Below are 24,952 nucleotides of genomic sequence, written 5' to 3' on the forward strand. Positions count from 1 at the left end.
ACGGCCCGGCCCCGCCGCTCTACCTTGCTCCCGACGAGCCGCCCACTTGCCCCCCGCCTTCACACCCTTCCCCTTGAGAAGCGTGTCAGGTTTTTCATGTTCGGTCAGGGATTTTCTCTAGACTGGGCAGAATGACGGGGGCGATGAGGTACGGATTGGGGGGAGCGGCGGCGCTGGTGGTGCTGGGCGGCGCACTGGCCATGGGTGTGGCGACGCAGGGCGACGGCACGCTGGCCCCGGGGCTGACGGTGGGCGGCGTGGCCGTGGGCGGCCTGAGCATGGACGCGGCCCTGAAGGCGCTGCGGGAAAAGGGCGCGGCGGCCCCGCAGGTGAAGGTCACGGCGGCCGACAAGACCTGGACGCTGGGGGCCGACAAGCTCGGCTGGCAGGCCGACGCCGAGGCCAGCCTGCGCCCCGCCCAGCAGCTCTCGCAGGAGCGCGGCATGGTCGAGAAGCTCCAGAACATGATGGGGCAGCAGGCCACGCGCGACTTCCCGCTCGTCGTGAAGGTGGACCCGGAGGCCGCGCGCGCGACCCTCAAGGCGCTCACGGGCGGCCTGAACACCCAGCCCACGCCCGCCACGGTGGGCTTTGATGCCAAGACCCGCCGCTACGCCGTGCTGACCAAGGACACGCCGGGCCGCAAGGCCGACATTGACGCGGCCGTGAGCGCCTACGCCGCCGACCCCTCGCAGACGGCCGTGAAGGTGCCGGTGGCCGAGTGGAAGGCCAACAACTCGGCCGAGAAGCTCCAGGGCTACGCCGACCAGGGCAACCGCCTCATGCGGCCCCTGAGCGTCACGCTGGAGGGCACGGCGCGCAAGGGCAGCCTCACGGCCCTTCAGGTCGCCGACCTGTTCTGGGTGCGCCCCGAGGGCATCGTGCTGGACGACAAGACCCTCGGCGCAGCCCTGGCGCGCCTGAGCGCGGCGGTGGACCAGCCGGCCCAGAACGCCCGCTACGCCACCGAAGGCGGCAAGCTCGTGCGCGTGCCCGAGAAGGCCGGGCGCGTGGCCGACCGCGTGGCGGCGCTCGCGGCCCTGCGGAAGGCCGTGACCGACCCGGCGAGCAGCAGCGTGGTCTTCGCCTCCAAGGTGAGCCAGCCCACCCTGACGGTGGCGGCGCTGCCCGACCCGACCAAGCTCGAACTCATCACGACCGGGCGCAGCACCTACTACGGCAGCAGCCCCGAGCGCCGCGCCAACGTCGCCAACGCGGCGGCCAAGATCAACGGCTCGGTGGTGCCGGCGGGCGAGGTCTTCAGCTTCCTCCAGTCGCTGGGCAGCATCACGCCCGACAACGGCTTCGTCGGCGGCCTGATCATCTCGGGCGGGCGCACGGTGGATGGCCTGGGCGGCGGCGTGTGCCAGGTGAGCACCACGACCTTCCGCGCGCTGTACCAGGCGGGCCTGCCGGTGGTCGAGCGCAACCAGCACTCCTACCGCGTGGGCTACTACGAGCCGCAGGTGGGCTTCGAGGCCGCCGTGTACGACCCCGGTGTGGACCTCAAGATGAAGAACGATACGGGCGCGCCCCTGCTCATCCGCACCGTGAACAACGACGCGCGCAGCACGCTGGAAGTGCAGGTCTGGGGCATCAAGCCCGAGCGCAGCGTGTCGGTGAGCGGGGCGACCATCCTGTCGCGCACGCCGCACCCAGCCGCGCAGTACGTCACCAACTCCAGGCTGCGCCCCGGCACCACCAAGCAGGTGGACTGGGCCGCCGACGGCTACAACCTGTACATCACCCGCACCATCAGGGACGCGGCCGGAACCCGCACCGACAAGGTCAGCACCGTGTACAAGCCCTGGCGCGCGGTGTACGAGGTCGGCCCGAGCTGAGGCCGCAAGGAAGGGGGCCGGGGCGAGCGGGTGGCCCCGGCCCCCCTTTTGCTGCCGGGTCGCGCCGCCTGTCCGTTAGACGCGGACCCTGCGGCCCTTCCCCCACCCCGCTACACTCGGCCCCATATGCAGACGTTGGTGGACGAGATCAGGGCGCAGGGCATCATCCTGCCGGGCGGTTTTCTGAAGGTGGACGGACTGGTCAACCACCAGCTCCTTCCGGCCCTGACACGCGAGATGGGGCAGCATTTCGCGCGGCACTTCGCGCCCCTGTCACCCAGCAAGATCCTGACCATCGAGGTGAGCGGCATCGCGCCCGCGCTGGCGACCGCGATGGAACTGGGCATTCCGATGGTGTACGCCCGCAAGAAAAAGCCCCTGACCATGAAGGAGCCCGCCTATACGGCCCAGTCGGTGAGCCGCACCAAGGGCGGCACCGTGGACCTGTTCGTGAGCAGCGAGTTCCTGGGGGCGGGCGACCGGGTGGTCATCATCGACGACTTTCTGGCGTCGGGGGGCACGGTGCGCTCGTTGACGGGCATCATCGGCCAGAGCGGGGCGACGCTGCTGGGCCTGGGCTGCGTCATCGAGAAGGAGTTCGAGGGGGGGCGCGACAAGCTGGCCGACCTGAAGATTCCCATCCATACCCTCGCCAACATCGTGCGCATGAGCGAGGCCGAGGGCATCGTGGTGGAAGCCGGGCGCTGATCCGGGGCGGGTGTGCCTAAAGGCGAGGTCAGCACCGGCTGAAGAGGTCTTGGGCCGGGCCTCAAGCGCCTGAACGGGGCGGGCCGCAGGCTGGGCTCAAGGAGTTGCCTGCCATGACCCGTCCCCCCAATCCCGCCGCCGACCTCATCCCCGACCAGCGCGCCCGCGTGAACGTGGCGAGCTACGAGACCTACGCCGCCGCGCAGCGCGCCGTGGACTTCCTGTCCGACCGCAAGTTTCCGGTCGAGCGGGTCGCCATCGTGGGCGAGGGGCTCCAGACCATCGAGCAGGTCACGGGCCGCCTGGACTGGGGCCGCGCCGCCGGGCTGGGGCTGGGACAGGGGATGGGCATGGGCCTGTTCATCGGCCTGATCTTCGCGGCGCTGGGGCTGGGGCAGGGCAGCTTCATCGGGCTGGTCGCCTACGGGGTGGTCATCGGCGGGATCTTCGGGGTGGTGTGGGGCCTCGTCGGTTACGCGCTCTCGGGCGGGCGGCGCGACTTTACGAGCATCGGCGGGATGCGTGCCCGCGAGTACCTGCTGCTCACCGACCCCGAGGTGGCCGAGCAGGCCCGGGCGCTGCTGGGCGAGCTGCCGAGCCGCTGAGGCCCCGCGCCTCGCGTCCTAACGCCCGTTTGGGTAGCATGGCGGCAATGACACAACCGGGTACCGAGCTTCAGGAACTCATCGCCGAGATGGAGATGCGCCGCCGCAGGGTCGAGGAAGGCGGCGGCCCCGACCGCCAGAAAAAGCAGCGTGAGGGCGGCAAACTCACGGCGCGCGAGCGCATCGCCGCGCTGCTCGACCCCGGCAGCTTTCTGGAACTGGGGACCTTCGCCCAGCACCAGGGTGGTCGGCTGATGCAGGGCGTCGAGGCCCCTGGCGAGGGCGTGGTGACCGGGCGCGGGACCATCCACGGGCGGCAGGTGTTCGTGTTCAGCCAGGATTTCACGGTGCTGGGCGGCTCGCTGGGCAAGATGAACGCCGCCAAGGTCACGAAGGTCATGGACCTCGCGGCCAAGACGGGCTGCCCGGTCATCGGCCTGAACGACAGCGCGGGCGCGCGCATCCAGGAGGGGGTGGACAGTCTCTCGGGCTACGGCGAGATCTTCTACCGCAACGCGGTGTACTCGGGCGCGGTGCCGCAGATCAGCGCGATCCTGGGGCCGTGCGCGGGCGGCGCGGTCTACAGCCCGGCGCTGACCGACTTCATCCTCATGAGCGGGGGCAGCAGTTACATGTTCATCACCGGCCCCGAGGTCATCAAGTCGGTGACGCGCGAGGAGGTCACCTTCGACGCCCTGGGCGGCGCGGACGTGCACACCCGCAAGTCGGGCGTGGCGCACCTGTCCTACGACGGAGACGCAGCGGTGCTGGCCGGCGTGCGCGACCTGCTCTCGTACCTGCCGCAGAACGCCCGCGAGCAGCCCCCGGTGGTGCCCACGGCCGACCCCGTGGACCGCCGCAACGACAGGCTGCTGGAGATCGTGACGCCCGACCAGCGCAAGCCCTACGCCATGCACGAGGTCATTCACGAACTCGTGGACGACGGCACCTTCCTGGAAATCCAGCCCCACTGGGCCAGGAACATCCTGTGCGGCTTCGCGCGGCTGGGGGGCCACAGCGTGGGCATCGTCGCCAACAATCCGCGCGTCATGGCGGGCACGCTGAACATCGACGCCTCGGACAAGGCCGCGCGCTTCATCCGTACCTGCGACTGCTACAACGTGCCGGTGCTGACGCTGGTGGACGTGACCGGCTTCCTGCCCGGCGTGGCGCAGGAACACGCGGGCATCATCCGCCACGGGGCCAAGATGCTGTACGCCTACGCCGAGGCGACGGTCCCCAAGGTCACGCTGATTACGCGCAAGAGCTACGGCGGGGCCTACCTCGCCATGAACAGCCGCGACATGGGCGCCGACGCCGTGTACGCCTGGCCGACCGCCGCCGTGGCCGTGATGGGGGCCGAGGGGGCCGCCAACATCGTGTACCGCCGCGAAATCGGGAACGCCGAGAATCCCGGGGCCATGCGTGCCCAGAAGATCGCGGACTACAAGGACGCCTTCGACAACCCCTACGTGGCGGCGGGCAAGGGCTACATCGACGACGTGATTCCGATGGAGGACACCCGCCGCATCCTGATCCAGTCCTTCGAGATGCTGCGGGACAAACAGGAAATCCGTCCCTACAAGAAGCACGGCAACATTCCGCTGTAAATCCTGCCTGGAGGGGTTGCCCCTCGCCCGCCCTCGTCCCGGCCGGCGAGGGTGGGCGGCGCACCTTTTCATGGCCGTTCCTTGAGCTGCGGCCCAGCCTTCTCGCCGCCGCCGGAGCTATGGTCGGGGCATGACCCAGTCTCCTCCCAAAAAGACCTACAGCAAGCCCAGCGACAGCGAACTGCGTGAGCGCCTGTCGCCCATCCAGTACCAGGTGACGCAGCACGAGGGCACCGAGCGGGCCTTTACCGGCGAGTACTGGGACACCGATGAGGACGGCATCTACGTGGACGTGGTGTCGGGTGAGCCGCTGTTCTCCAGCAAGGACAAGTACGACGCGGGCTGCGGCTGGCCCAGCTTCACGCGGCCCCTGAAGGACGTGTCGCTGACCGAGAACACCGACTACAAGATCGGGTATGCCCGTACCGAGGTCCGCTCGCGGGGCGTGGACTCGCACCTGGGCCACGTGTTCCCCGACGGCCCCCAGGAAGAGGGCGGACTGCGCTACTGCATCAACTCGGCGTCGCTGCGCTTCGTCCCGGCGGGCCAGCTCGAAGCCGAGGGCTACGGCGAGTATGCCCCGATGTTCCGCTGATCGCCGGACCGTAAAAGAGAGGCGGGTGGGGACTGCCCCACCCGCCCTCTTTTCGGGTTCCGGCCTCAGCGCGCGCCGAAGTCCTGCACCCAGTAGGTGCGGTAGGTGGTGGCGCTGTTGGCGGCGTAGCCCACGCCGAGTTCCTTGAAATTGCCGTTCATGATGTTCCGGCAGTGGCCCTCGCTCTTCAGCCAGCCTGCCACGACGGTCTCGGGGGTGGTCTGCCCGGCGGCGATGTTCTCGCCGATGGTGTACCACGGGTATCCGGTCGCCGTGATGCGCTGGCTGAAGTCGCGGCCGTCCTGGCTGGTGTGGCTGAAGTAGTTCTTGGCGGCCATGTCGGCGGCGTGGCCCTGCGCGGCCTGTTCGAGCTGGGCGTTGTAGGTCAGTGCGCCCACGGCGGGGAAGGCGGTGGTGCCGCAGGTCTGGCCCTGGGCACGCGCGGCGTTGGTCAGGGCGAGCACGCGCGCGGCGAAGTCGCCGCTGGGGGTGGTGGGTGCCGGCGTGGGGGTCGGGGTCGGCGTAGGGGTGGTCGCCGCGCCCTGCACCGTCACCGGAAAGTCGATGAAAGCCGAGGGGTTGTTCGCCAGCGCCGTGCGCACGGTCGCGCTGCCCGCCGCGCGCGCGGTGATCAGGCCGCTCTGGCTCACGGTCGCCACGTTGCCGTTGCTGGTGGTCCACACGAGCTGCCCGGCGGTGGGGGCCTTGCCGCCGACCTGCACGTTGACCTGTACGGTCTGGCCGACCGTCAGGGTCATGGCGGAGGCGGTGGCCTGGGCGCTCAGCAGGTCGCTGCCGGTTTCCACGCTGGGGGCCGTGTCGGCGGCGGTGCCGGTGCTGGGCGTCGCGTTCTGGCTACAGGCGGCCAGGAGCAGCAGGAAGGGCAGGGCGAGCAGACGGCGGGGGGCGGAAACGGTCAGGGGCATGGCCACAGTAGAGCGCCCTTTGGTTTCTTGACGATGAACTTAGAATCCTCATCACTCATAAAGTGGCCGGTGGTTGTGACACGCTGTGGGCCGCGCAAATGTGCCGTTTTCGTCATCGGCCGTGGCACATGATTCTCATCTGTATGGCGAGACTGGAGGGCTGGGCGACAGGCGTAAGCTGCCGGCATGTTCGCGCGTCCTGGCCGTCCTTCTGCCGCCCTTTCCGGTCCCGACGGGCAGGGGGGACCGCCGCCCCGGCGCGATCCCCGGCAGCTCGTGCGGCTGCTGGCCTTCGCGCGGCCCTACCGCCTGCTGTTCGTGCTGGGGCTGGTCGCCACACTGATCTCCAGCGGCCTGAATCTGGTCTTTCCGGCCCTGTTCGGCCGTCTCATCGACGCGTCCTTCCTGCGGGTGGGCAGCCAGGACACCGGGCCGCTGGACCGCACGGTCCTGGGGCTGCTGGGCATCTTCGCCCTCTCGGCCTGCTTCGGGGCGGCGCAGGCCTACCTGCTGGCACGGGTCGGGGCGGGCGTGGTCGCCGACCTGCGCCGCGCCCTGTTCGGGCACCTCCTGACCCTCTCGCCACGCTTTTTCGGGGACCACAAGACCGGCGATCTCACCAGCCGCCTGACCTCCGACGTGGGCACGGTCCAGACCGTGACCAGCACGGCCCTGGCGCAGCTCGCCGCGCAGTCGGTCAGCCTGATCGGCGCGGTCGTGCTGCTCATCCTCACGAGCGCCCGTCTGAGTCTGCTGACCCTGGCGATCATTCCGCTGGTCATCGGCACCGCCATCGTCATCGGCCGCCGCATCCGCCGCGTGAGCCGCGAGGTGCAGGACGCCGTCGCCGGGGCCAACGCCAGCGCCGAGGAGGCCATCAGCGGCGTGCGCGTCGTGCAGAGCTTCACTGCCGAGGCGCAGGAGCGCGGGCGCTACGGTCAGGGCGTGACCCGCAGCTTCCTGGCGGCCCTGCGCCGCGCGCAGCTCCAGGCCCTGATGTCGGGCACCATGAGCTTCCTGGCCTTCGGGTCGCTGGCGCTGGTGCTGTGGTACGGCGGGCGGCAGGTCATGTCGGGGGCGCTGACCCCCGGCGCGCTCGTCACGTTCCTGTTCTACGCCGCGCAGGTGGCGGGTACGGTGGCGGCCCTGACCGGCGTGTTCAACCAGTTTCAGGAGGCGCTGGGGGCATCGGGCCGGATCTTCGAGCTGCTGGACGAGCGCAGCGACCTGCCCCAGCCCGCCACCCCCGCACCGCTCGGGCGCGCCGAGGGCCGCGTGGCCTTCAGGGCCGTGGATTTCCGCTACGGCGGCCAGCCGGTGCTGCGCGGCGTGAATCTGGATGTGCCGGCCGGGCAGGTCGTGGCGCTCGTCGGCCCCAGCGGTGCGGGCAAGAGCACGCTGGTCAACCTCATTCCGCGCTTCTGGGACGTGACTGCGGGCACGCTGAGCATCGACGGCCGGGACGTGCGCGACTACGCCCTCGCGGACCTGCGTGCCCAGACCGGCCTCGTGCCGCAGGAGACGCTGCTGTTTTCCGGCACGGTGGCCGAGAACATCCTGTACGGGCGCCCCGACGCCTCGGCGGCCGAGGTCGAGGCCGCCGCCCAGGCCGCCAACGCCCACGGGTTCATCACGGCGCTGCCGGAGGGCTACGGCACGGTGGTCGGCGAGCGCGGCGTCAAACTCAGCGGGGGGCAGCGTCAGCGCGTGGCCATCGCCCGCGCGATCCTCAAGGACCCGCGCATCCTGATTCTCGACGAGGCGACCTCGGCCCTCGACAACGAGTCCGAGGTGCTGGTGCAGGCGGCGCTCGACCGCCTGATGGTCGGGCGCACCACCTTCGTCATCGCCCACCGCCTGAGCACCATCCGCAATGCCCACCGCATCCTGGTCATGGACGGCGGCCAGATCGTGGCGGACGGCACGCACGAGGCCCTGCTGGCGGCTGGCGGCCTGTACCGCGACCTCTATGAGTTGCAATTCCGGGAGACCGAGTCGGCCCCGACCCCGGCCTGAAGCGGCAAGGCGGCGCGGCACCCGGATTTGGGGTGCCGCGCCGCCTTGTCTGCTCAGGACTCGCTGCTCTCGTCGGCGTCGCGGGTACGGGAAGTGGAGCCGTCGTCGGCGGTGCCGGTGCGGTCCACCATCGCGCTGCCGTTAAAGATCGCGCCGGGAACGCCGGTCGCATTGGCGTTGGCGATCACGGGCACGAAAGTCTCCTCGTTCGCGCGCCTCACTTCGCCCTCGACCGGCGAGTTGACCACGTTGCCGCTTTCCTGTTCGACTTCTTCCACACTCTTGCCCAGCGGCTCGTTGCCGTAGCGGTTCGAATTGTCGGTCATGCCTTCCAGTGTGAAAAACCGGCCGCTGCCTTGCGTGAGGGGAGGGTACGCGCGCCTTCATGGCCCGCGCGGCCTTCACGCGCGGCCCGCCGCCCGGACTCGCTATGCTGGCAGGCAGATGAAGGTTCCGTTTTCCGGTCCATTTGCCCGCGCCGAGGGGTCCAGCCATGAGTGAACGCAGCGACCAGATCCTGAAGTCCAGCGGCCTGCCGGACCCGTCCCTGGCGGTCCTGGAACGCGGCGACGCCCTGTTCGTCCTGACGGCCTCGACCCTGCTGTACCACGACGAGTCCGGCACCCGGCGCGTGACCCTGCGCGACCTCGCGCGCATCCACAGCGACCAGGAAGGGACGCTGCGCGTCGAGACGCCCGCCGGGACCGCCCTGAGCGCCAGCCTGGTGGGCTTCGATCCCGCCGAGGTCCAGACCTTTTTCCGGCAGGTGCGCGACGTGACTGCCCAGGCCAAGCAGGGACCGGCCGCGTCCGTGCCGGCCAGCGTGGCCCCCACCCCTGCCGCCGCTGCCCCTGCCGCCGCCGCGCCGGCCCCCTCGGCCAGCGAGGCCCGCCCTGCACCGGCCACCCCCCCCGCCCCTGCGCCCCGCCCCGCCCCTGCGCCGACGCCGGCCCCCAGCCTGGCCAAACCCGCCGATCCCGCCCCTGCCGAGCGGCCCCAGACGGTCACCGGGCCGGCCTTTCCTGCGGCCACCAAGCCGGCGGCCACGCCGCCCCCGCCGCCCCGCCGGCAGGCCAGTGCGGCTCCGGCCGCCCAGCCCACGGGGAGTCAGTCTGCCGGGGGCCCGTCGCCGGCATCCCAGCCTGCGGCTCAGAAGCAGGGCGGCCAGAAGCCCCCCGCGCCGCGCCCCGCTGCGCCTCAGCCCTCGGCGGCCCCGGCTTCCGGGTCGCCGGGCAAGGCGGGAGCCGCGCCGTCCAGTCCCCTGCCGGTGCCCAGCGGCCCGGCTCCGGTCGTCGTGACGGCCGCAGTCCCGACTCCGGTCGCTGGCGCGGCCTCCGAGTCGCCCGCTGCCCCGGAAACCCCGGCCCTTCCGGTCCCCACACTGACCGGAGCGCGGGCCGACCTGCTGGCCCAGGCGGGCGCGGTGGCGGGTCTGGGCGGGCGGCTGCGGCTGCTGGCCGTGATCCTGATGCTCGCGGCGCTGGGGCTGGCCTACTTCCTGTACACGGCCGAGACGCCGCAGCCCCTGAACGCCCTGTGGGTCATCATCGCCGGCGGGGTAGGCGCGGTCGCGTTGACGGTCCTCGCCTCGCTGACGCGCCTGCTCGCCACGATGGCGCAGGTCGTCGGAGCGCGGGAGAACGGTGACGGGTAGGCCGGCCCACCACGACCTCCTGATCGGCGCCGTAGCGACCCCCTCGCTCTCGGGTGAGGAGGCGGCGGTGGCCGAGTTCCTGCGCGGCTGGATGGCGGACCACGGCTTCGCGGCGCACCTCGACGAGGTCGGCAACGCGGTGGGCGTCCGGGGCGACGGCCCCCTGACGGTCGTGTTGCTGGGCCACATGGACACCGTGCCCGGCGAGATTCCGGTGCGGGTGGACGACCAGGGCGTGCTGCACGGACGCGGCAGCGTGGACGCCAAGGGCAGCCTGTGCACCTTCGCGGCGGCAGTGGCGGCCCTGCCCCCGGAGGCGCTGGCGGCGGCCCGTTTCGTGGTGATCGGCGCGACCGAGGAGGAGGCCCCCAGCAGCCGGGGCGCGCGCCACGCCCTGACGGCGTACGCGCCCGACGCCGTGTTCATCGGCGAGCCGAGCGGCTGGGACGCCCTGACGCTGGGCTACAAGGGCCGGCTGGTGGCCCGCGTGCGCATCGAGAAGGACAACTTCCATACGGCCGGCGAGGGCAGCAGCGCCGCCGACGACCTCACCGAGGGTTGGTTCCGGGTGCGGGCCTGGGCGGCGGGGGTGGGCGGGCCGGAGTCGGGCATCTTCGCGCGGGTGCAGGCGACCTTGCAGGACCTGGGCTCCAGCGTCGACGGCCTGCGGCAGCGGGCCTGGGCGACCATCGGCCTGCGCCTGCCGCCGGAACTCTCGCCCGACGAGGCCGGCGAGGCGATCCGCGCCGCCTTCGCGGACCTGGGGGCCGAGGTGACGCTGCTGGGCCACGAGCACGCGGTGCGCCACCCCCGCGACAACGCGCTGACGCGGGCGCTGCGGGTCGCCATCCGCGCTGCGGGGGGCACGCCGACCTTCAAGGTCAAGACCGGCACGAGCGACATGAACGTGGTCGCGCCGCACTGGCCGGTGCCCACGGCCGCCTACGGCCCCGGCGACAGCGCGCTGGACCACACCCCCGAAGAGCGGCTGTCGCTGGACGAGTACGACCGCGCGGTGGCGGTCCTGACCGACGCCCTGACCCGGCTGGCCGGGACGTTGCCGGCCCGGTCCCTGTCGGCCCAGCCCTCGCCGCCCACCGACCCGAGCTGAAGTGGGCGGCCCCCTCGCGTGACCCCCGCCCTGCTCTTGCTCATCCTGTTCGTCGCCGCGCTGGTGCTGTTCGCGACCGAGTGGCTGCCAGTGGACGTGACGGCGCTGTGCCTGCTGGGCGCGCTGCTGCTGCTGGGGCTGCTGACGCCCGCCGAGGCCTTCGCGGGCTTCGGCAGCGACACGGTCCTCACGCTGGCGAGCCTGTTCATCCTCACGCAGGTGCTGCTGCGCGCGGGCGTCATCGAGTGGATCGGGGCGGCCCTGACCCGGCGGGTGCGCAGCGCGCCGCGCCTGCTGCGGGCCATGCTGGGCACGGTGGCGGGCATCAGCGCCTTTACCAGCAACACGGCGACCACGGCCGTCTTCCTGCCGGTCGTCTCGGGGGTCTCGCGCCGCGCGGGGCTGCCGGCCAGCCGCGTGCTCATGCCGCTGGCCTTTGCCAGCATCCTGGGGGGCACCGTCACCGTGATCGGCACGAGCACCAACCTCGTGGTGTCGGGCGCGCTGCCGGCCAGCGGGCTGCGGCCCCTGGAGTTTTTTGAGCTGGCCTGGGTCGGCGTGCCGGTGGCGGTCGCCGGGCTGCTGTACCTGTTTTTCGTCGCGCCCAGGCTGCTGCCCGCGCGGGACGCCGCCATCGAGGACACGCTGCGGCCCTACCTCGCCGACCTCACGGTGGCCCCCGGCAGCCCGCTGATCGGGCAGACGCTGCGCGGGAGTAACCTGGGCCGCGACCACGGCCTGACCGTGGTGTCGGTGGGCCGCGCCGGGCAGATGATCTACGCGCCGGGGGCCGACTTCCGGCTTGAGGAGGGTGACCGCCTGGCCGCCGAGGGACCCAGCGAGCGCATCCTGGCGGGCCGCACGCACCTGGGCATGGTGAGCCGCAGCGAGCAGAAGTTGCAGGAGGAGCGCCCGGACGAGGCCCGGCCCGGAGACGCCCGGCTGTTCGAGGTGGTCGTGCTGCCCGGCTCGCCGCTGCTGGGGCGCACGCTGCGCGAGTCGCGTTTTCGCGAACGCTACGGGTGCAGCGTGCTGGCCCTGCACCGCCGCTCACGCACTGAGGCCCACCTGGGCCGGGTGCGCGTGCAGGTGGGCGACGTGCTGCTGTTGCAGGGACCGGCCGAGCGTGTGGCGGCCCTGGGCGAGTCGCTGGCCGTGCTGGGCGACCTGACCGAGCAGCAGCGCGACCTGCGCCGCGCGCCCATGGCCCTGCTGCTGTTCCTGGGCGCGGTGGTGGCGGGCGCGGCCGGGCTGCTGCCACTGGGGGTTGCGGTGGTGGTGGCCGTCGCCCTCGCGCTGGCCCTGCGCCTGATCTCGCCCGAGGAGGCCTACCGCAGCGTCGAGTGGCCGGTGATCGTGCTGGTGGCCTGCATGCTGGCCTTCGGGGGCGCGTTCGAGGACACGGGCGCGGCGAAGCTCCTCACCGGGGCGCTCTCGGGCGTGCTGGCCCCGCTGGGCCCCTACGGGTTGCTGGGGGGGCTGTTCGCGGTGACGGTGGCCCTGACCCAGCCCATGAGCAACCAGGCCGCCGCCCTGGTCATGCTGCCGCTCGCCATCGGCACCGCGCAGGCGCTGGGCTACGACCCCCGGCCCTTCGTGGTGGGCATCACCATCGCGGCCAGCAACTCCTTCATCACGCCGCTGGAGCCGTCGTGCATGCTCGTGTACGGCCCGGGCCGCTACACCTTCCTCGATTTCGTGCGGGTGGGGCTGGGCCTGACCCTCCTGACCTTCGTGGTGTCCATGCTGGTGATTCCGCTGGTGTGGCCCTTTCAGGCGCCGTGAGGCCCTGATGCCCCCGGACCCCCGCCCCACCCTCGGCGGCTGGCTGCGCGCCCTGCTGCCGCGCCCCTGCCCCGGCTGCGGCGCGCAGCTCGGGGCGGCGGCGGGGCTGTGCGGGGTGTGCCGTGCCGCGCTGCGCGTGCGGGCCGAGAGCCACTCGCCCCTAAGCACTCGCGTGACTCCGCACCTGCTGAGTTGCGGACCGTACCAGGGCGTGGCCCGGCGCAGCGTACGCGCCCTGAAATACGGCGGCGCGCGCGAGGTGGCCGCGCCGCTGGGCGAGTTGCTGGCCGCCGCCGTGCCCCCCGACTGGCAGGTGGCGGCGGTGGTGCCGGTGCCGCTGCACCCGGCGCGGCAGCGCGAGCGCGGCTACAACCAGGCCGAGCTGCTGGCACGGGCCACCGCGCGCGGCCTGGGCGTGCCGTGCGTCTGCGCGCTGGAGCGTACCCGCGCCACTGCCCAGCAGGCCCGGCAACACGCGGCGGCCCGGCAGGCCAACCTCGCCGGGGCCTTCCGGGTGTGCGCACCCCTGCCGCCCGGCACGGTGCTGCTGGTGGACGATGTGGCGACCACCGGCAGCACCCTGCTGGCCTGCCGCGACGCGCTGCTGGCCGCCGGGCCGCGCGAGCTGCGTTACGCGGTGGTGGCGCGCTGAACCCGCGTCCGGGCAGGACAGTGGGGGGCAGTTCAGGCGGCCCTTAACTCCGGGGCGCAGACCTGTAGGGTGCTGAGGACCGCTGACCGGTGCCCCAGCCGGAGGAGAAGCGCATGCTCGGACTGATCGAACCCGGCCACCTGATACTCATCCTGCTCGCCGCGCTGGTGGTGTTCGGCCCCCGCCGCCTGCCCGAACTGGGCAAGAGCCTGGGCGGCGCGATCCGCAGTTTCCGCCAGGGAACACATGGCCTGGCCGAGGATTTCGCAGAGGCCACGCGTACCCCCGCCCCCGAGGCCGTCCGCGCCGAAGCGGTGCCGGTCCAGACGCTGGTGGCGGCCGCCGCGCCCAGCACGCCGGTGCGCGCCCCGGAGGCCGAGTAGGCTGCCGCCCGCCGCGCTACTGCGCCGTCTGGGGCAGGCGCTCGCCGGCCCGCACGGCCACGTCCAGCCGGTTCTCGGCGGGGGGCAGCGGGCAGGTCCAGCCGTCGCCGTAGGCGCAGTAGGGGTGATAGGCGAGGTTGAAGTCGAGCTGTACCAGCGCCTCGCCGCCGGAGCCACGGGACACCGGCGCGTCGAGATAACGGCCCGCGCCGTAGGTTTCGGGGCCGCTGGTGGCGTCGCGGAAGGGAATGAATACGCGCGCCGGGGCCGCCTCACCCAGCGGCCCGAACACGCTGAGCGGCCGCTCGCCATCGGGCAGCGGCACCCGCACCCGCCCGATGAGCGCCATCTGGCGGGGCTGTCCGGTATTGGTGTCCAGCGTGAATTCGCCCGCGTCGTGCATGCCGGGGGCTTCCAGCGGGGCGCTCAGCGCCCAGGCCTCGTCGGGGGCGTAGTAACTCAGGCCCCGGAAGGTCCGCAGCGCCTCGCCCTGCACCGGCCCGCGCCCGGACGCGAAATGCTCGTCCTTGCGCCGCCGGAATTCGGTGATGGCTCCGGCATACAGGTCGCCCGTCTCCGGGACGCTCACCAGTCCACCTCCACGCGCTGTCCGGCGTATTCCACCACGTCGCCCCGGCGCAGTTTCTTGCGCCGCCGGGTCTCAATGTCGCCGTTGAGACGGACCTCGCCGCCCTGGACGCGGAATTTGGCCTCGCCGCCGGTTTCCACCAGCCCGCGCAGCTTCAGGAAACTTTGCAGGTCGATGGTGTCGGCGTCGTCGGGGGTATCGGCATAACGGGTCATGCCGGCCAGCGTAGCAGGGGCATGCCGCTCAGGGTGTGGTTGGGGCCGGGGTGGGGGTGGGTGCAGGGGTGGCTCCGGAGGCCGGCGTCGGCGTGGGGGCCGGCGTCGGTGCGGTAGGCGTGGTCGCCGGGGCGGCGGCAGGTGCAGCTGCCGGAGCCGGAGAAGCCGGGGTCGCCGTCGGGGTGGCCTGGGCCGGAGCCGGCTGGGCCGGAGCGGGAGCCGTATTCAGGGCCGCGGTGTACTGGGCGCTGAACAGCCGCAGGTCGGTGTCGTCCACCTTGCGGTCCTGGTTCAGGTCGCCGGACTGCGGGGAGGCCTTGCCGAAATTCTCCATCAGGATGGCGAGGTCGCTGAGGTCGATGACGCCGTCGCCATTGAGGTCCGCGCCGCCGAAACGCTTCTGGGCCGCCTCGGGGGTCCAGGCCGTGAGCTTGAACTCGTCCTGAAGCTGCCGCCGGACCGCCTCGGCCAGCGCGACCGGACCCTGCGGATTGAACTCGAGCCGCCGCTCGCCGCCCACCACGACCACCCGTGCCGAGACGTCGGGATTGAAGGGCGCGGCGCTGACCCCCACGCCCCCCAGGGTCAGGGTCGGTCCCGAACTGTCGTCGAGCGTGAAGGGCACCTCGCGCGTCGAGAGGGCGGCCAGGGCCGCCAGGGTCGCCTGACGGACCGCGTCCCCCTGAGGCCGCAGCTTGAGGGCCACCGCGTCCGCGCCGCCCAGCCCGGCCTGTGCCAGCAGGGCCGCCCCGAGCAGCGCGCCGGACCACCTGACGCGGCGCATCAGCGGTTCTCCCGCGCCGCACGGATGGCGTCGCGCAGGGCCGTGGGGGTGGTGATGGTGGTCCCCGTCGCCGGGGCCGTCGCCGCACCGCTTGGGGCGGCGACCTCTGTACCGGTGGCGGAACCCGCGCCGGTCGCGGCGCTGCCTGCCGGCGACACCGACACCGCCCCGTTGACCACCGGGTACAGGCCCTGGTTGAAGCCCACCAGCGGGCTGTCGGCCTTGCGGGCATAGAGCAGCGCGAAGACTTCCTGGCCGCCGCTCAGGGCCGGCAGGTCCTGCACCCCCTGTAGAAAGAACAGGGCCGGCTTGCCCATGTGCTGCGGCAGGCTGGCCGCGTCGCCGGCGATCGTCTCGGTGACGCTCAGCGGATAGACCGTGTAGGTCACGTCGCCCTCCTTGGCCGTGGTGGGTGTGCCCAGGGTCGCGCGCACGATCACCTCGGCCTTCTGGGCCTGCTGCGCCAGGGTCAGGGGCGTGACGGCGGTCGCGCCGGCTCCGGTCCCCCACAGGGACAGCGCGGCGGCTCCGGCCAGCAGCGCCCGTCTCACGGCTGGCCTCCGCTGGGCGGCGTGGTCGGATTGGTGGGGGCGACCGGGGCCGTGGCGGGGCCGGTCGGCACGGGTGTGCCCGGCGTGGTCTGCGTGCCGGTCGCCGGGTCGGTGGTGGGGGTCGGTGTCGGCGCCGTGGTGGGCGAGGGCAGCGTGGAGGAGCCCTCCGGCGAGGTGGCGGGCGTAGTCTGGGGCGTGGGCGTGGGCGTGGTCTGGGTGGAGGTGGTGCCCGTTCCTGCCCCTGTCCCTGCTCCCGTCCCTGTGCCGGCCGCTGCGCCTGCACCGGGCGCGGTCGAGGTGGCCGGCGTCGTCTGGGCCGGGGCGGGGGGCCGCTTCTCGCCCAGCACCTTGCCGGAGCCGTCGCGCGACTCGTACCAGAACTTGCCGCTGCTCAGGGTGACGGGCTTGGAGGGCTTGACGGTGATCAGGGCGACGCGGGTATCGGCGCGCGGCACGCTCTTGAAGCCCAGGTCCAGGGAGAGCACCTGCCCCTGTTGCCGCCAGAACACGGGATTGCCACCGTCGGTGGCCTGCACGCGCGTGACCTGCACGTCCGGCCCCAGGTCCCAGGTGACGCGGGCGGCGCGGGCGCTGCGTGGGGCCTTGATCATGACCGGCACGCGCGTCTCGCCGCGAATCTCACCCGTCGGCAACGTGGGTTCCAGCGACAGGGGCGGCAGGTCGTTCACGTTCAGGGTGTAGGTCTGCACCTTGTTGCTCAGGTTGGCGTCGCTGGCCTCCACCGTGAACTGAAAGGCCCCGCGCGCGCTGGGCGTGCCCGAGAGCGTGCCCCCCGAGAAGCGCAGGCCCGGCGGCAGCGTGCCGCCCGCGACCCGGTAGCCGTACGGCCCCACGCCCCCCGACACCGCCAGGGTGACGCTGAACGGCTCGTTCACGTAGGCGGCGGGCAGGGACGCCGCCGAGAAGGTCAGGGCGTCGGTGCGCGCCGACAGGCCGCTGCTGGTGCCGGTGGTCGTCGCGCCGCAGCCGCTGAGCAGCGCCGCGCCCAGAACCAGGGGCAGCGCCAGCGCCGCGTACCGCGCCGGGCGGCAGGGAACTCGTGGTGGCATAGTCTCCAGTCTAGCCGGGCCTCATGAGGCGTGTGGGCGGACCCGCGCGGCCCCTCAGGGAAAAACGGCGTACAGGTCCACCCGCGAGGCGGGCTTCACGTCGTCGCGCGCCGCGATGCCCACCGTCACGTCGCCGCTGCCCTGGGTGCTCAGGCGCGCGAGCAGGTTCACGAAGTCGCTGACCTCCAGCCCCTGGTTGCTGATGGCGTCGCCCGGCACGCCGCGCGTGGTCAGGTCCAGCACCGTATCCTGCACGAGTTCGCTGAGCTGGGCCTGCACGGCGCGCGCGTCGCCCAAGCGCACGGTCACGCGCCGGATGGGCGTGCCCGCGCGGTAGAGCACGTTGTTGGGGCGCGCGTCGCAGCTCAGGTCCACCGGAAACCCGGCCGGGCTGTTCTGGGCGGCCCAGCACTGCACGAAGCTGCTGGTGTTCAGGCCGCGCAGCTTGGTTTCCAGGGCGCTGCGGCTGCTGGCGTTCAGGCGCGCGGCGGGGCCACCGTCGTTGCCGCGTGCTCCCTGCGCCTGCGCCGCGCTCGCCGCCAGCGTAAAGAAGGTGTCGAGGTTGCGCACGCTGGGCACCAGCCCCGCGTATACGAGGTCGTTCTTGGGGTAGGCCAGCACGGCGTTGCGGCTGGCGCTCAGCTCGGTGCGGGCGCTGGAATACTCGTCCTGAAGCTGGCCCAGGCTGGCCTGCGCGCTGGCGAGCTGCGTGGCGAGCGCGCCGTTGCTGGCCCGCAGCTGGGTCTGCTGGCTGCGCAGCGCCGTGAGGTCCTGGCGCACGCGGTCGCGCTCCTGGGTGGCCTGGGTGCGCTGCGCCACCAGGGCGTCGCGCTCGCCCGCCAGCCGGTCGCGGGCCTGCTGCGCCTGAAGCTGCTGTGCCTGCGCCTGCCGGGCCTGGGCCTGGGCCTGCTGAGACTGCGCCTGCGCCGCCTGGGCCTGAGCCTGGGCCTGGGTGCGGGCCTGGGTCGCCGTGGCCGCCGCCTGCCGCAGCGCCGCGAGCTGGGTGTTCAGGGCACTGACCTGCGCCTGGGCGTCGCGCTGCGCCGTCTGGGCGGCCTGCCGGGCCACCTCGGCGCGGGTCTGGGCGGCGCGGGCCTGGGTCTGCTCGGCCCGGGCGCGGGCCTGGGCCTGCTCGCTCTGCACCTGGGCCTGATCGGCGCGGGCCTGGGCACTCTGGGCATCCTGCTCGGCCTGGGCGCTGCGCAGCGAGAGGTCGAGCACCTGCGCGTCGAGGGCCTGGGCGCGCGCGCGGCTGGCGTCCAGCGCCGACTGCGACTGCGCCAAGCGGGCGCGGCTGGCCTGCGCCTGGGCCTCGAGACTGCGTTGCAGCGCCGAGAGCTCGGTCACGCGGGTCTGCAACGCACGGCGCTGGGCTTCCAGGTCCGACTGCGCGGCGCGCGCGGCCGTGAGGTCGGCGCGGGCGGCCCCCACCTCGCTCAGGGCCTGGGCGCGTTCGCGGCGCAGGCGCTCGGCCCCGGCCTGGGCGGCGTCACGCTCCAGCTGGGCGGCGTTCAGGTCGGCTTGCACCGAGCCGACCTCGCGGCGCAGCGACTCGATCTGCGGCCGGAGCTGGTCGGCCTGCGCGATGGTCTGCACGGCGTTGCGGTTCAGGACCAGAAAGGCCGCGAGGCTCGCCAGGCTGATGCCCATGCCCGAGAGCACCGCCACCACCAGCGCCGTCTGCTTGGGCCGCAGCCCGAACCAGCGCAGGTGTTTGCGGCCCACCTTCTTGGCGATGGTGTCGGCGGCGTAGGCCACCACGCCGGAGAGCAGGACCACGAAGGGCAGGAACAGCCACAGCATCGGCGTTCTCCGGCCTACAGCTCGAAGTCTTCGCCCAGGTAGTACTGCCGGGCGTCCTCGTCGCGCGCGAACTCCTGGGGGGTGCCGTCGAACTTCACGGTGCCGTCGAACATCAGGTACACCCGGTCACACAGCGCGATGGTCTCGCGCACGTTGTGGTCGGTGATGAACACCCCGATGCCCCGGCGGTCACGCAGCTCGCGGATCAGGCGCTGGATCTCGCGGATGCTCTTGGGGTCCACGCCGGTAAACGGCTCGTCGAGCAGCAGGTAGTCGGGGTCGGTGGTCAGGGCGCGCGCCAGTTCCAGGCGCCGACGCTCGCCGCCCGAGAGCTGGTAGGCGAGGCTGTTCGCCAGGTGCGTCAGCCCGAACTCGGCCAGCAGCGCGTCGGCGCGGGCTTCCTGTTCGGCGCGCGGGAGGTTCTGGTATTCCAGGATCGCCAGCAGGTTGTCGCGCGCCGAGAGCTTGCGAAAGGCGCTGGGTTCCTGCGGCAGGTAGCCCAGGCCCAGTCGGGCGCGCTCGTGCATGGGCAGGCGGGTCACGTCGCGCTCGCCCAGGGCGATGCGGCCGCCGCCGGGACGCACGAAGCCCACCAGCATGTAGAACGAGGTGGTCTTGCCCGCGCCGTTGGGGCCGAACAGCGCCACGATCTCGCCGGGCCGCACCGTGAAGTCCACGCCGCGCACGACCTCGCGCTTGCCGTAGCGTTTGCTCAGGCCCGAGGCCACCAGCTCCGGCCGGCCACGCAGGGCCGCCGGCTCCGCCGCGCCCGCAGACAGGGAAGGCACCGGGGCGGGGGGCGGGGCGCTGGGGGCGGGAGAAGTCACGTTCAGGAGCGTATCACGCCTGTTTTAGCTGTCCGTGAGCCTTCTCACGCCCGGCGCGGGGCGGGGGTAGACTGGCCGCATATGCTCCTGACCATCATCGTGCTGGACTCCGTGGGGGTGGGCGAGCTGCCCGACGCCGCCGCTTTCGGGGACACGGGTGCCCACACCCTGAACCACACCCTGGCCGCCGCGCCCGCCGCGCTGCCGAACCTCGCCGCGCTGGGCCTGGGCCGCGTGCCGACCGTGCAGACCTCGCCGGGGGGGCTCCCCGAAACTCCGGAGGTGCGCGGCGGCTACGGCCGGATGCGCGAGGTCAGCCCCGGCAAGGACACCTCGACCGGCCACTGGGAGTTCATGGGCGTGCAGCTCCAGCATCCTTTCCAGGTGTTTCCCGAGGGCTTTCCGCCCGCCGTCATGGACCGTTTCGACGCGGCGACCGGGCGCGGCCACCTGTGCAACCGGCCCTACAGCGGCACCGACGTGATCCGCGATTTCGGCCCCGAGCACCTGGAAACCGGCGCGCCCATCGTGTACACGAGCGCCGACAGCGTGTTCCAGATCGCCGCCCACGAGGACGTGGTGCCGCTCGATACCCTGTACGCGTGGTGCGCCGCCGCCCGCGAGATCCTCCAGGGCGAGTTCGCCGTGGCGCGCGTGATCGCCCGGCCCTTCCGGGGGGTGTTCCCCTTCGAGCGGGCCAACGAGCACCGCCGCGACTTCTCGCTCGTGCCGCCGCCGACCGTCCTGAACGCCATCGAGGACGCGGGCCGCTCGGTCGTGGGCATCGGCAAGATTCCCGACATCTACGCCGACCGGGGCATCACCGAGAGCATCCACACCGACAACAACGCCGACGGCATCGCCAAGACCCTCGCGCGGATGCGCCGGGCCGCGCAGGCGGACGAGTCGGGACTGATCTTCACCAACCTCGTGGACTTCGACGCCAAGTTCGGCCACCGCCGCGACCCGGCCGGGTACAGCGGCGCGCTGGCCGAGTTCGACGCCGCGCTGCCCGAGCTGCTCGCGGCCGTGCCGGAAGGCGGCGCGCTGCTGATCCTGTCGGACCACGGCAACGACCCCACCTGGCGCGGCAGCGACCACACCCGCGAGTACGGGATGCTGCTGGCCTACCGCCCCGGCATCGGCGCGGTAGACCTGGGCGAGCGCGCCACCTTCGCCGATGTGGGCGCGACGGCCGCCGAGGCCCTGGGGGCGCAGTGGACCGGGCCGGGTGAGAGCTTCTGGACGCTTCTGACCTGAAAGCGCCTGACGAACAGGCGCCGGACCTGAACGCGGCGGCCCAGGCTGGAGAGGGCGCGCCGGAGGAGACGGCCCCGGGACCGGCTACCGCCTTCCTGGACGGCCCCGAGGCCTTCAGCCTGACCCTGACGCTGGGGGGCCGCTACGCCGGGGGGCAGGAGTGGACCGTCCATCCCGAGCGTGGGCAACTGGTGGCGCGGGTGCAGACCGACTTCGGGGGCGTGCTGCCCGAGCTGCGCCGGCTCCAGACGAGCCGGATGAACCCGCGCACCCTGGCGAGTCTCCACTACGCCGAGGGCGACGGCCGGGGGCGCGCCGCCTTCGAGACGGCCTTCGACCGCAAGACGGGGCTGGTCACGCTGCGCCAGGGCCGCGACGAGGCCAGCGCCCCCCTGACCACCGACCACCACGACCCCGTGAGCCTGCTGCTGTGGCTGCGCACCCTGGGGGGCGATGCACGCACGCAGTTCACCGCGCCCCTCGCCGGGGGGCGCGCCCTGGTCCAGCGCCTGCCGGACACCGAAGTGGCCGGGGTGGCGGCCCACGCCTATTTCCTGCGGCCGGGCGGGGCCTACGTGTACGCCGAGCAGGCGGCCCCCTGGCGGCTGCTGCACCTGATCCAGCCTACCGATTTCGGTCCGGTCGAGGCCAGCCTGAGCCTGCCGGCGGCGCGCGCGGCCCGGCCCGAACGGCGGCGCAGCCGGCGCTAGCCTCTGCGGGGGCGGGGCGTCCGGGGCCGGGCTATCCTGCCCCCATGACGGCAGCTCCGAATCAGGGCGGCGGCGGGGCGCAGGGCGCACTGGACTAGGCCTGGCAACGGCTGGCCGACCGGGAAGCGGCGCGGCTGCGCGACGCCTTCGTGCGCCGGGCCGACGTGCCCCCGGCGGCCCGGTCCCGGGTGGCCTACGCGCTGGCGGGCGCTGTGGTGCTGGGGTACGCCGCGCTGCTGCTGGCCGGACTGGGGCTGCTCGTGCCGGTCTTCGGGCCGGGGCCCGGCCTGCATCCGGTTTCCCGCGTGCTGTTGGGATTCGTGGCGGCGGCGCTGCTGGGGTATGCGTGGCAGGCCCGCCCACGGTTCGGGCCGCTACCGGGCACCGAGGTCACGGAGGCGCAGGCCCCCGAACTGCACCGGCTGGTCCGCGAGGTGGCGCGGGTGCTGGGGGCGGCCCGGCCCGCGCGCCTGGTCCTGATCCCCGAGGTCAACGCCTTCATGGGTCACGGCGGCTTGCCGCCCCGGCCGACGCTGGGCCTGGGCCTGCCGCTGTGGTACGGCCTGCCGCCTCAGGAGCGGGTCGCCGTCCTCGCGCACGAACTCGCCCATGACCGCAGCGGCGACCCGGCGCGGACCGGACTGATCGGCGCGGCGCTGCACATGCTCGCGCAGGCCTACACGGTCATGCAGCCCGACAGCGTGATGCGCTTCAACCCGACCATCCTGGAGCTGATCGGCAACGCCGGGATGGCGCTGCTGGCCTGGATTCCGCTCGGGCTGTACCGGCTGCTGCTGGAGCTGATCGGGGCCGACCACCAGCGCGCCGAGTTCCGCGCCGACCTGCTGGCGGCGGGCGTGGCGGGGACCCCGGCGGTGGCGACCGCGCTCGACCGGCTGCACCTCTCGCACCTGCTCGAGAGCGCCCTGCACAAGCAGCGGCATGACCCTGAGCGCCCCCACGCCTTCGCGGAGCTGCGCCACATGTGGGACACCGTGCCCGAGGAGCAGCGCCAGATGCGCCGTGACGAGCGCGCGGCCCAGCGCACGCAGCTCAGCGCCACGCATCCCCCGACCGCCGACCGCCTCCAGGTGGTCCTGAGCCACCCCGCCGGGGCGCAGCTGCGCCTCGACGACGCCTGGGCCGCGCGCATCGACGCCGAGCTGCTGCCCTTCGTGCGCCCGCTGGAGGCCCAGGCCTACGACGACTACCGGGACCGTTACAGCAGCTGAGCGTGCCGGGGCGCGTGGTCCCTACACTGTGCCCATGCAAGTGCTGCAAGGTGAACAGGCCCGCACCGCCCTGACCCGGACCTTCGACCAGATTCCGGTGCCGGAGGCGGTGGCCCGGCGCATCGAACAGACCTTCGGAGAGCCGCTGAGCCCCGAACAGGTCGTGGAGCGCATCCTGAGCGACGTGCGCGCGCGCGGCGACGACGCCCTGCGCGACTGGACCGAGAAGCTCGACGGCGCGCGTCCGGAGGCGCTGGAAGTCTCGGCCGGAGAACTGGCGGCGGCCCGCGTGGACGACGACCTGCACGCGGCCCTGCGGCTGGCGATCTCGCGGGTGCGGGCCTTCTACGCCGCGCAGCCCGCGCACGGCTTTCTGGAACACGGTCCCGACGGCGCGCTGGGGCAGCTCGTGCGCCCGCTCTCGCGCGTCGGGGTGTACGTGCCCGGCGGCCTCGCGCCGCTGATCTCCACCCTGATCCACACCGCCGTGCCCGCGCAGGTGGCCGGGGTAGAGGAGATCGTCGTGACGACCCCGCCGGACCGCGAAGGCCGGGTCCACCCCGCGATCCTGGTCGCGGCGCGCGAACTGGGCATCGCCCGGGTGTTCCGGGTGGGCGGCGCGCAGGCCATCGGGGCGCTCGCCTACGGCACGGCCAGCATTCCGGCGGTGGACAAGGTGGCGGGACCGGGCAACCTGTTCGTGGTGATCGCCAAGCGCATGGTGTACGGCCAGGTGGGCATCGAGAGCCTGCCCGGCCCGACCGAGACGCTGGTGGTGGCCGACGACAGCGCCGATCCCCGCTTCGTGGCCGCCGACCTGCTGGCGCAGGCCGAGCACAACGGGGCCGAGCCGGTGCTCGTCTCGACGAGCCGCGAGCTGCTGCTGACCGTGCAGGGCGAACTCATGGGCCAGCTCGAAGCGCTGCCCGAACCCAACCGGGGCTGGGCGCGCGACAGCGTCTCGGCGCGCATGAAAGTGATCCTGGCGGCGTCGCTCGACGAGGCGCTGGAACTGTCGAACCTCTACGCGCCCGAGCACCTGTGCCTGCTGACCCGCGACCCCTGGAGCCTGCTGGGCCGGGTGCGGCGGGCCGGGGGCGTGTTCGTGGGCGAGGCGAGCATGGAGGCGCTGGGCGACTATGTGGCCGGGCCGAGCCACGTCATGCCGACCGGGGGCACGGCCCGTTTCATGAGTCCGGTCAACGTGCGCGACTTCCAGAACATCATCAGCGTGGTGGGCGTGAACGAGTCAGCGCTGCGGCGCATCGGCCCGGCCGCCGCCGCGCTCGCCCGCGCCGAGGGCCTCGAAGCCCACGCGCGGGCGGTCGAGAGCCGCCTGCACCCGGCCGACGGGGACGCCGGGACCGACGCGGCCGTGCCGGGTGTCAGCGTGCCGGGACTGGCGGGCGTGGTGGGCGCTCCGGGGGACCTCGGCGACCTATGACCCACCCCGCACCGCCCTCGGCCACCCTGCCCGAAGCTCCGGGGGGAGACCCCGTGAGCCTCGTCGTGCGCCGCCGCATCCGCCGGGGGGCCGAAGCCCAGTACGAGGCGCGGCTCTCGGAGGCCTCGGCGCAGCTCGCCCGGCTGCCGGGACACATCGGCACCGGCATCCTGCGGCCCCCGCCGGGCGAGGCGGGCGTGTACACCATGATCGCGCGCTTCGATTCCTTCGCCAGCGCCGCCGCCTGGGAACTTTCGCCCGAGCGGGCGCTGTGGCTCGAACACATCGGCCCGCTGGTGGACGAACACGTGAGTTTCGAGAAGCAGCCGGGCCTGGAATTCTGGTTCACGCCCGCCGCCGCCCCCACCCTGCGCCAGCCCCCCCGCTGGAAGATGACCCTGCTGACCATCGGCGTGCTGTATCCGGTGAGCCTGTCGGTGACGCTGCTGCTCGCCCCGCACCTGCTGTCCTGGCCGCTGCCGCTGCGGGCGCTGGCGCAGTCGCTGGTCATCGTGCCCGCCATGACCTACGCCTTCATGCCGCTGGCGACGCGCGCGGCGGCGCGCTGGCTGCGCCCGTAG

General features: G+C 72.9%; 25 protein-coding genes. 16 read left to right on the top strand and 9 right to left on the bottom strand.

Annotated elements, in window-relative coordinates; all coding sequences use genetic code 11:
* The first annotated feature begins 131 nt into the window (after nt 1-131).
* The 5 genes from DGO_RS04640 to msrB all read left to right on the top strand — a co-directional run bounded on the left by DGO_RS04640 (nt 132) and on the right by msrB (nt 5,359).
* On the top strand, nt 132-1,841 hold the full coding sequence (locus tag DGO_RS04640; RefSeq protein ID WP_226991451.1) for a VanW family protein: 1,710 nt from the start codon (nt 132-134) through the stop codon (nt 1,839-1,841).
* A 126-nt stretch (nt 1,842-1,967) separates the two neighbouring features.
* Nucleotides 1,968-2,549 carry a xanthine phosphoribosyltransferase gene (xpt, locus tag DGO_RS04645; RefSeq protein ID WP_014684326.1) on the top strand — a complete coding sequence of 194 codons (582 nt, stop codon included), beginning with the start codon at nt 1,968-1,970 and terminating at the stop codon, nt 2,547-2,549.
* A 113-nt stretch (nt 2,550-2,662) separates the two neighbouring features.
* Nucleotides 2,663-3,154 (top strand): YflT domain-containing protein, encoded by a 492-nt coding sequence (locus DGO_RS04650; protein WP_014684327.1) that lies wholly within the window; start codon nt 2,663-2,665, stop codon nt 3,152-3,154.
* 47 nt (nt 3,155-3,201) lie between these two features.
* The gene (locus tag DGO_RS04655; protein ID WP_014684328.1) at nt 3,202-4,764 is read left to right on the top strand and encodes an acyl-CoA carboxylase subunit beta; all 1,563 of its coding nucleotides are present in this window, start codon (nt 3,202-3,204) and stop codon (nt 4,762-4,764) included.
* Between the two features lie 130 nt (nt 4,765-4,894).
* Nucleotides 4,895-5,359 (top strand): peptide-methionine (R)-S-oxide reductase MsrB, encoded by a 465-nt coding sequence (gene msrB, locus DGO_RS04660; RefSeq protein ID WP_043801094.1) that lies wholly within the window; start codon nt 4,895-4,897, stop codon nt 5,357-5,359.
* Between the two features lie 65 nt (nt 5,360-5,424).
* On the opposite strand, the gene DGO_RS23150 is transcribed toward msrB, so the two are convergent.
* Entirely contained in the window at nt 5,425-6,285 is an 861-nt protein-coding gene (locus DGO_RS23150; protein WP_085961033.1) for a CAP domain-containing protein, read from the bottom strand.
* Nucleotides 6,286-6,471: 186 nt separating this feature from the next.
* Between DGO_RS23150 and DGO_RS04670 the strand changes: the two genes are divergently transcribed.
* Nucleotides 6,472-8,301, top strand: coding sequence for an ABC transporter ATP-binding protein (locus DGO_RS04670; protein WP_043801097.1), 1,830 nt, complete (start codon nt 6,472-6,474; stop codon nt 8,299-8,301).
* A gap of 53 nt (nt 8,302-8,354) precedes the next feature.
* Here DGO_RS04670 and DGO_RS04675 read toward each other — a convergent pair whose 3' ends face one another.
* Nucleotides 8,355-8,627: a hypothetical protein gene (locus DGO_RS04675; RefSeq protein WP_014684332.1), complete on the bottom strand. Its 273-nt coding sequence runs from the start codon at nt 8,625-8,627 to the stop codon at nt 8,355-8,357.
* A 167-nt stretch (nt 8,628-8,794) separates the two neighbouring features.
* On the opposite strand from DGO_RS04675, the gene DGO_RS24025 reads away from it, so the two are divergent.
* The 5 genes from DGO_RS24025 to tatA all read left to right on the top strand — a co-directional run bounded on the left by DGO_RS24025 (nt 8,795) and on the right by tatA (nt 13,886).
* Nucleotides 8,795-9,955, top strand: a complete 1,161-nt coding sequence (locus DGO_RS24025) for a hypothetical protein (protein WP_014684334.1) — start codon at nt 8,795-8,797, stop codon at nt 9,953-9,955.
* Nucleotides 9,945-11,066, top strand: coding sequence for a [LysW]-lysine hydrolase (locus DGO_RS04685; RefSeq protein WP_050920684.1), 1,122 nt, complete (start codon nt 9,945-9,947; stop codon nt 11,064-11,066). Before DGO_RS24025 ends, DGO_RS04685 begins: the two co-directional genes overlap by 11 nt.
* A gap of 18 nt (nt 11,067-11,084) precedes the next feature.
* The gene (locus tag DGO_RS04690) at nt 11,085-12,851 is read left to right on the top strand and encodes an SLC13 family permease (RefSeq protein WP_043801100.1); all 1,767 of its coding nucleotides are present in this window, start codon (nt 11,085-11,087) and stop codon (nt 12,849-12,851) included.
* Nucleotides 12,852-12,858: 7 nt separating this feature from the next.
* Complete coding sequence (locus DGO_RS04695; RefSeq protein ID WP_050920685.1) at nt 12,859-13,503, top strand: ComF family protein; 645 nt, start codon at nt 12,859-12,861, stop codon at nt 13,501-13,503.
* A gap of 113 nt (nt 13,504-13,616) precedes the next feature.
* On the top strand, nt 13,617-13,886 hold the full coding sequence (gene tatA / locus DGO_RS04700) for a twin-arginine translocase TatA/TatE family subunit (RefSeq protein ID WP_014684338.1): 270 nt from the start codon (nt 13,617-13,619) through the stop codon (nt 13,884-13,886).
* A 16-nt stretch (nt 13,887-13,902) separates the two neighbouring features.
* Here tatA and DGO_RS04705 read toward each other — a convergent pair whose 3' ends face one another.
* From DGO_RS04705 to lptB, 7 genes are read right to left on the bottom strand one after another with little or no spacing between them, the layout of a single operon-like run.
* Entirely contained in the window at nt 13,903-14,475 is a 573-nt protein-coding gene (locus tag DGO_RS04705; RefSeq protein WP_145975246.1) for a DUF1684 domain-containing protein, read from the bottom strand.
* Nucleotides 14,472-14,690, bottom strand: coding sequence for an RNA-binding S4 domain-containing protein (locus tag DGO_RS04710; RefSeq protein ID WP_043801101.1), 219 nt, complete (start codon nt 14,688-14,690; stop codon nt 14,472-14,474). The genes DGO_RS04705 and DGO_RS04710 overlap by 4 nt, the downstream gene beginning before the upstream one ends.
* 28 nt (nt 14,691-14,718) lie before the next feature.
* Nucleotides 14,719-15,474 carry a dockerin type I domain-containing protein gene (locus DGO_RS04715; protein ID WP_226991452.1) on the bottom strand — a complete coding sequence of 252 codons (756 nt, stop codon included), beginning with the start codon at nt 15,472-15,474 and terminating at the stop codon, nt 14,719-14,721.
* Nucleotides 15,474-16,025: a hypothetical protein gene (locus DGO_RS23165; protein ID WP_226991453.1), complete on the bottom strand. Its 552-nt coding sequence runs from the start codon at nt 16,023-16,025 to the stop codon at nt 15,474-15,476. The genes DGO_RS04715 and DGO_RS23165 overlap by 1 nt, the downstream gene beginning before the upstream one ends.
* Complete coding sequence (locus DGO_RS21000; RefSeq protein ID WP_083847219.1) at nt 16,022-17,095, bottom strand: Ig domain-containing protein; 1,074 nt, start codon at nt 17,093-17,095, stop codon at nt 16,022-16,024. The genes DGO_RS23165 and DGO_RS21000 overlap by 4 nt, the downstream gene beginning before the upstream one ends.
* Before the next feature lie 54 nt (nt 17,096-17,149).
* The gene (locus DGO_RS04730; RefSeq protein ID WP_014684344.1) at nt 17,150-18,898 is read right to left on the bottom strand and encodes a DUF3084 domain-containing protein; all 1,749 of its coding nucleotides are present in this window, start codon (nt 18,896-18,898) and stop codon (nt 17,150-17,152) included.
* A gap of 14 nt (nt 18,899-18,912) precedes the next feature.
* Nucleotides 18,913-19,677, bottom strand: a complete 765-nt coding sequence (gene lptB / locus DGO_RS04735) for an LPS export ABC transporter ATP-binding protein (RefSeq protein WP_043803216.1) — start codon at nt 19,675-19,677, stop codon at nt 18,913-18,915.
* Nucleotides 19,678-19,806: 129 nt separating this feature from the next.
* Here lptB and DGO_RS04740 point away from each other — a divergent pair, with 129 nt between their 5' ends.
* The 5 genes from DGO_RS04740 (at nt 19,807) to DGO_RS04760 (ending at nt 24,952) form a co-directional block, all read left to right on the top strand.
* Nucleotides 19,807-20,985, top strand: a complete 1,179-nt coding sequence (locus tag DGO_RS04740; RefSeq protein ID WP_014684346.1) for a phosphopentomutase — start codon at nt 19,807-19,809, stop codon at nt 20,983-20,985.
* Nucleotides 20,986-21,176: 191 nt separating this feature from the next.
* Complete coding sequence (locus tag DGO_RS04745) at nt 21,177-21,695, top strand: hypothetical protein (RefSeq protein WP_014684347.1); 519 nt, start codon at nt 21,177-21,179, stop codon at nt 21,693-21,695.
* Nucleotides 21,696-21,844: 149 nt separating this feature from the next.
* Nucleotides 21,845-22,927, top strand: a complete 1,083-nt coding sequence (locus DGO_RS04750; RefSeq protein WP_226991454.1) for a M48 family metalloprotease — start codon at nt 21,845-21,847, stop codon at nt 22,925-22,927.
* Between the two features lie 34 nt (nt 22,928-22,961).
* Complete coding sequence (hisD, locus tag DGO_RS04755; protein WP_014684349.1) at nt 22,962-24,371, top strand: histidinol dehydrogenase; 1,410 nt, start codon at nt 22,962-22,964, stop codon at nt 24,369-24,371.
* Nucleotides 24,368-24,952 (top strand): antibiotic biosynthesis monooxygenase, encoded by a 585-nt coding sequence (locus DGO_RS04760; RefSeq protein WP_043801105.1) that lies wholly within the window; start codon nt 24,368-24,370, stop codon nt 24,950-24,952. Before hisD ends, DGO_RS04760 begins: the two co-directional genes overlap by 4 nt.

Source organism: Deinococcus gobiensis I-0 (assembly GCF_000252445.1).
GTDB lineage: Bacteria > Deinococcota > Deinococci > Deinococcales > Deinococcaceae > Deinococcus > Deinococcus gobiensis.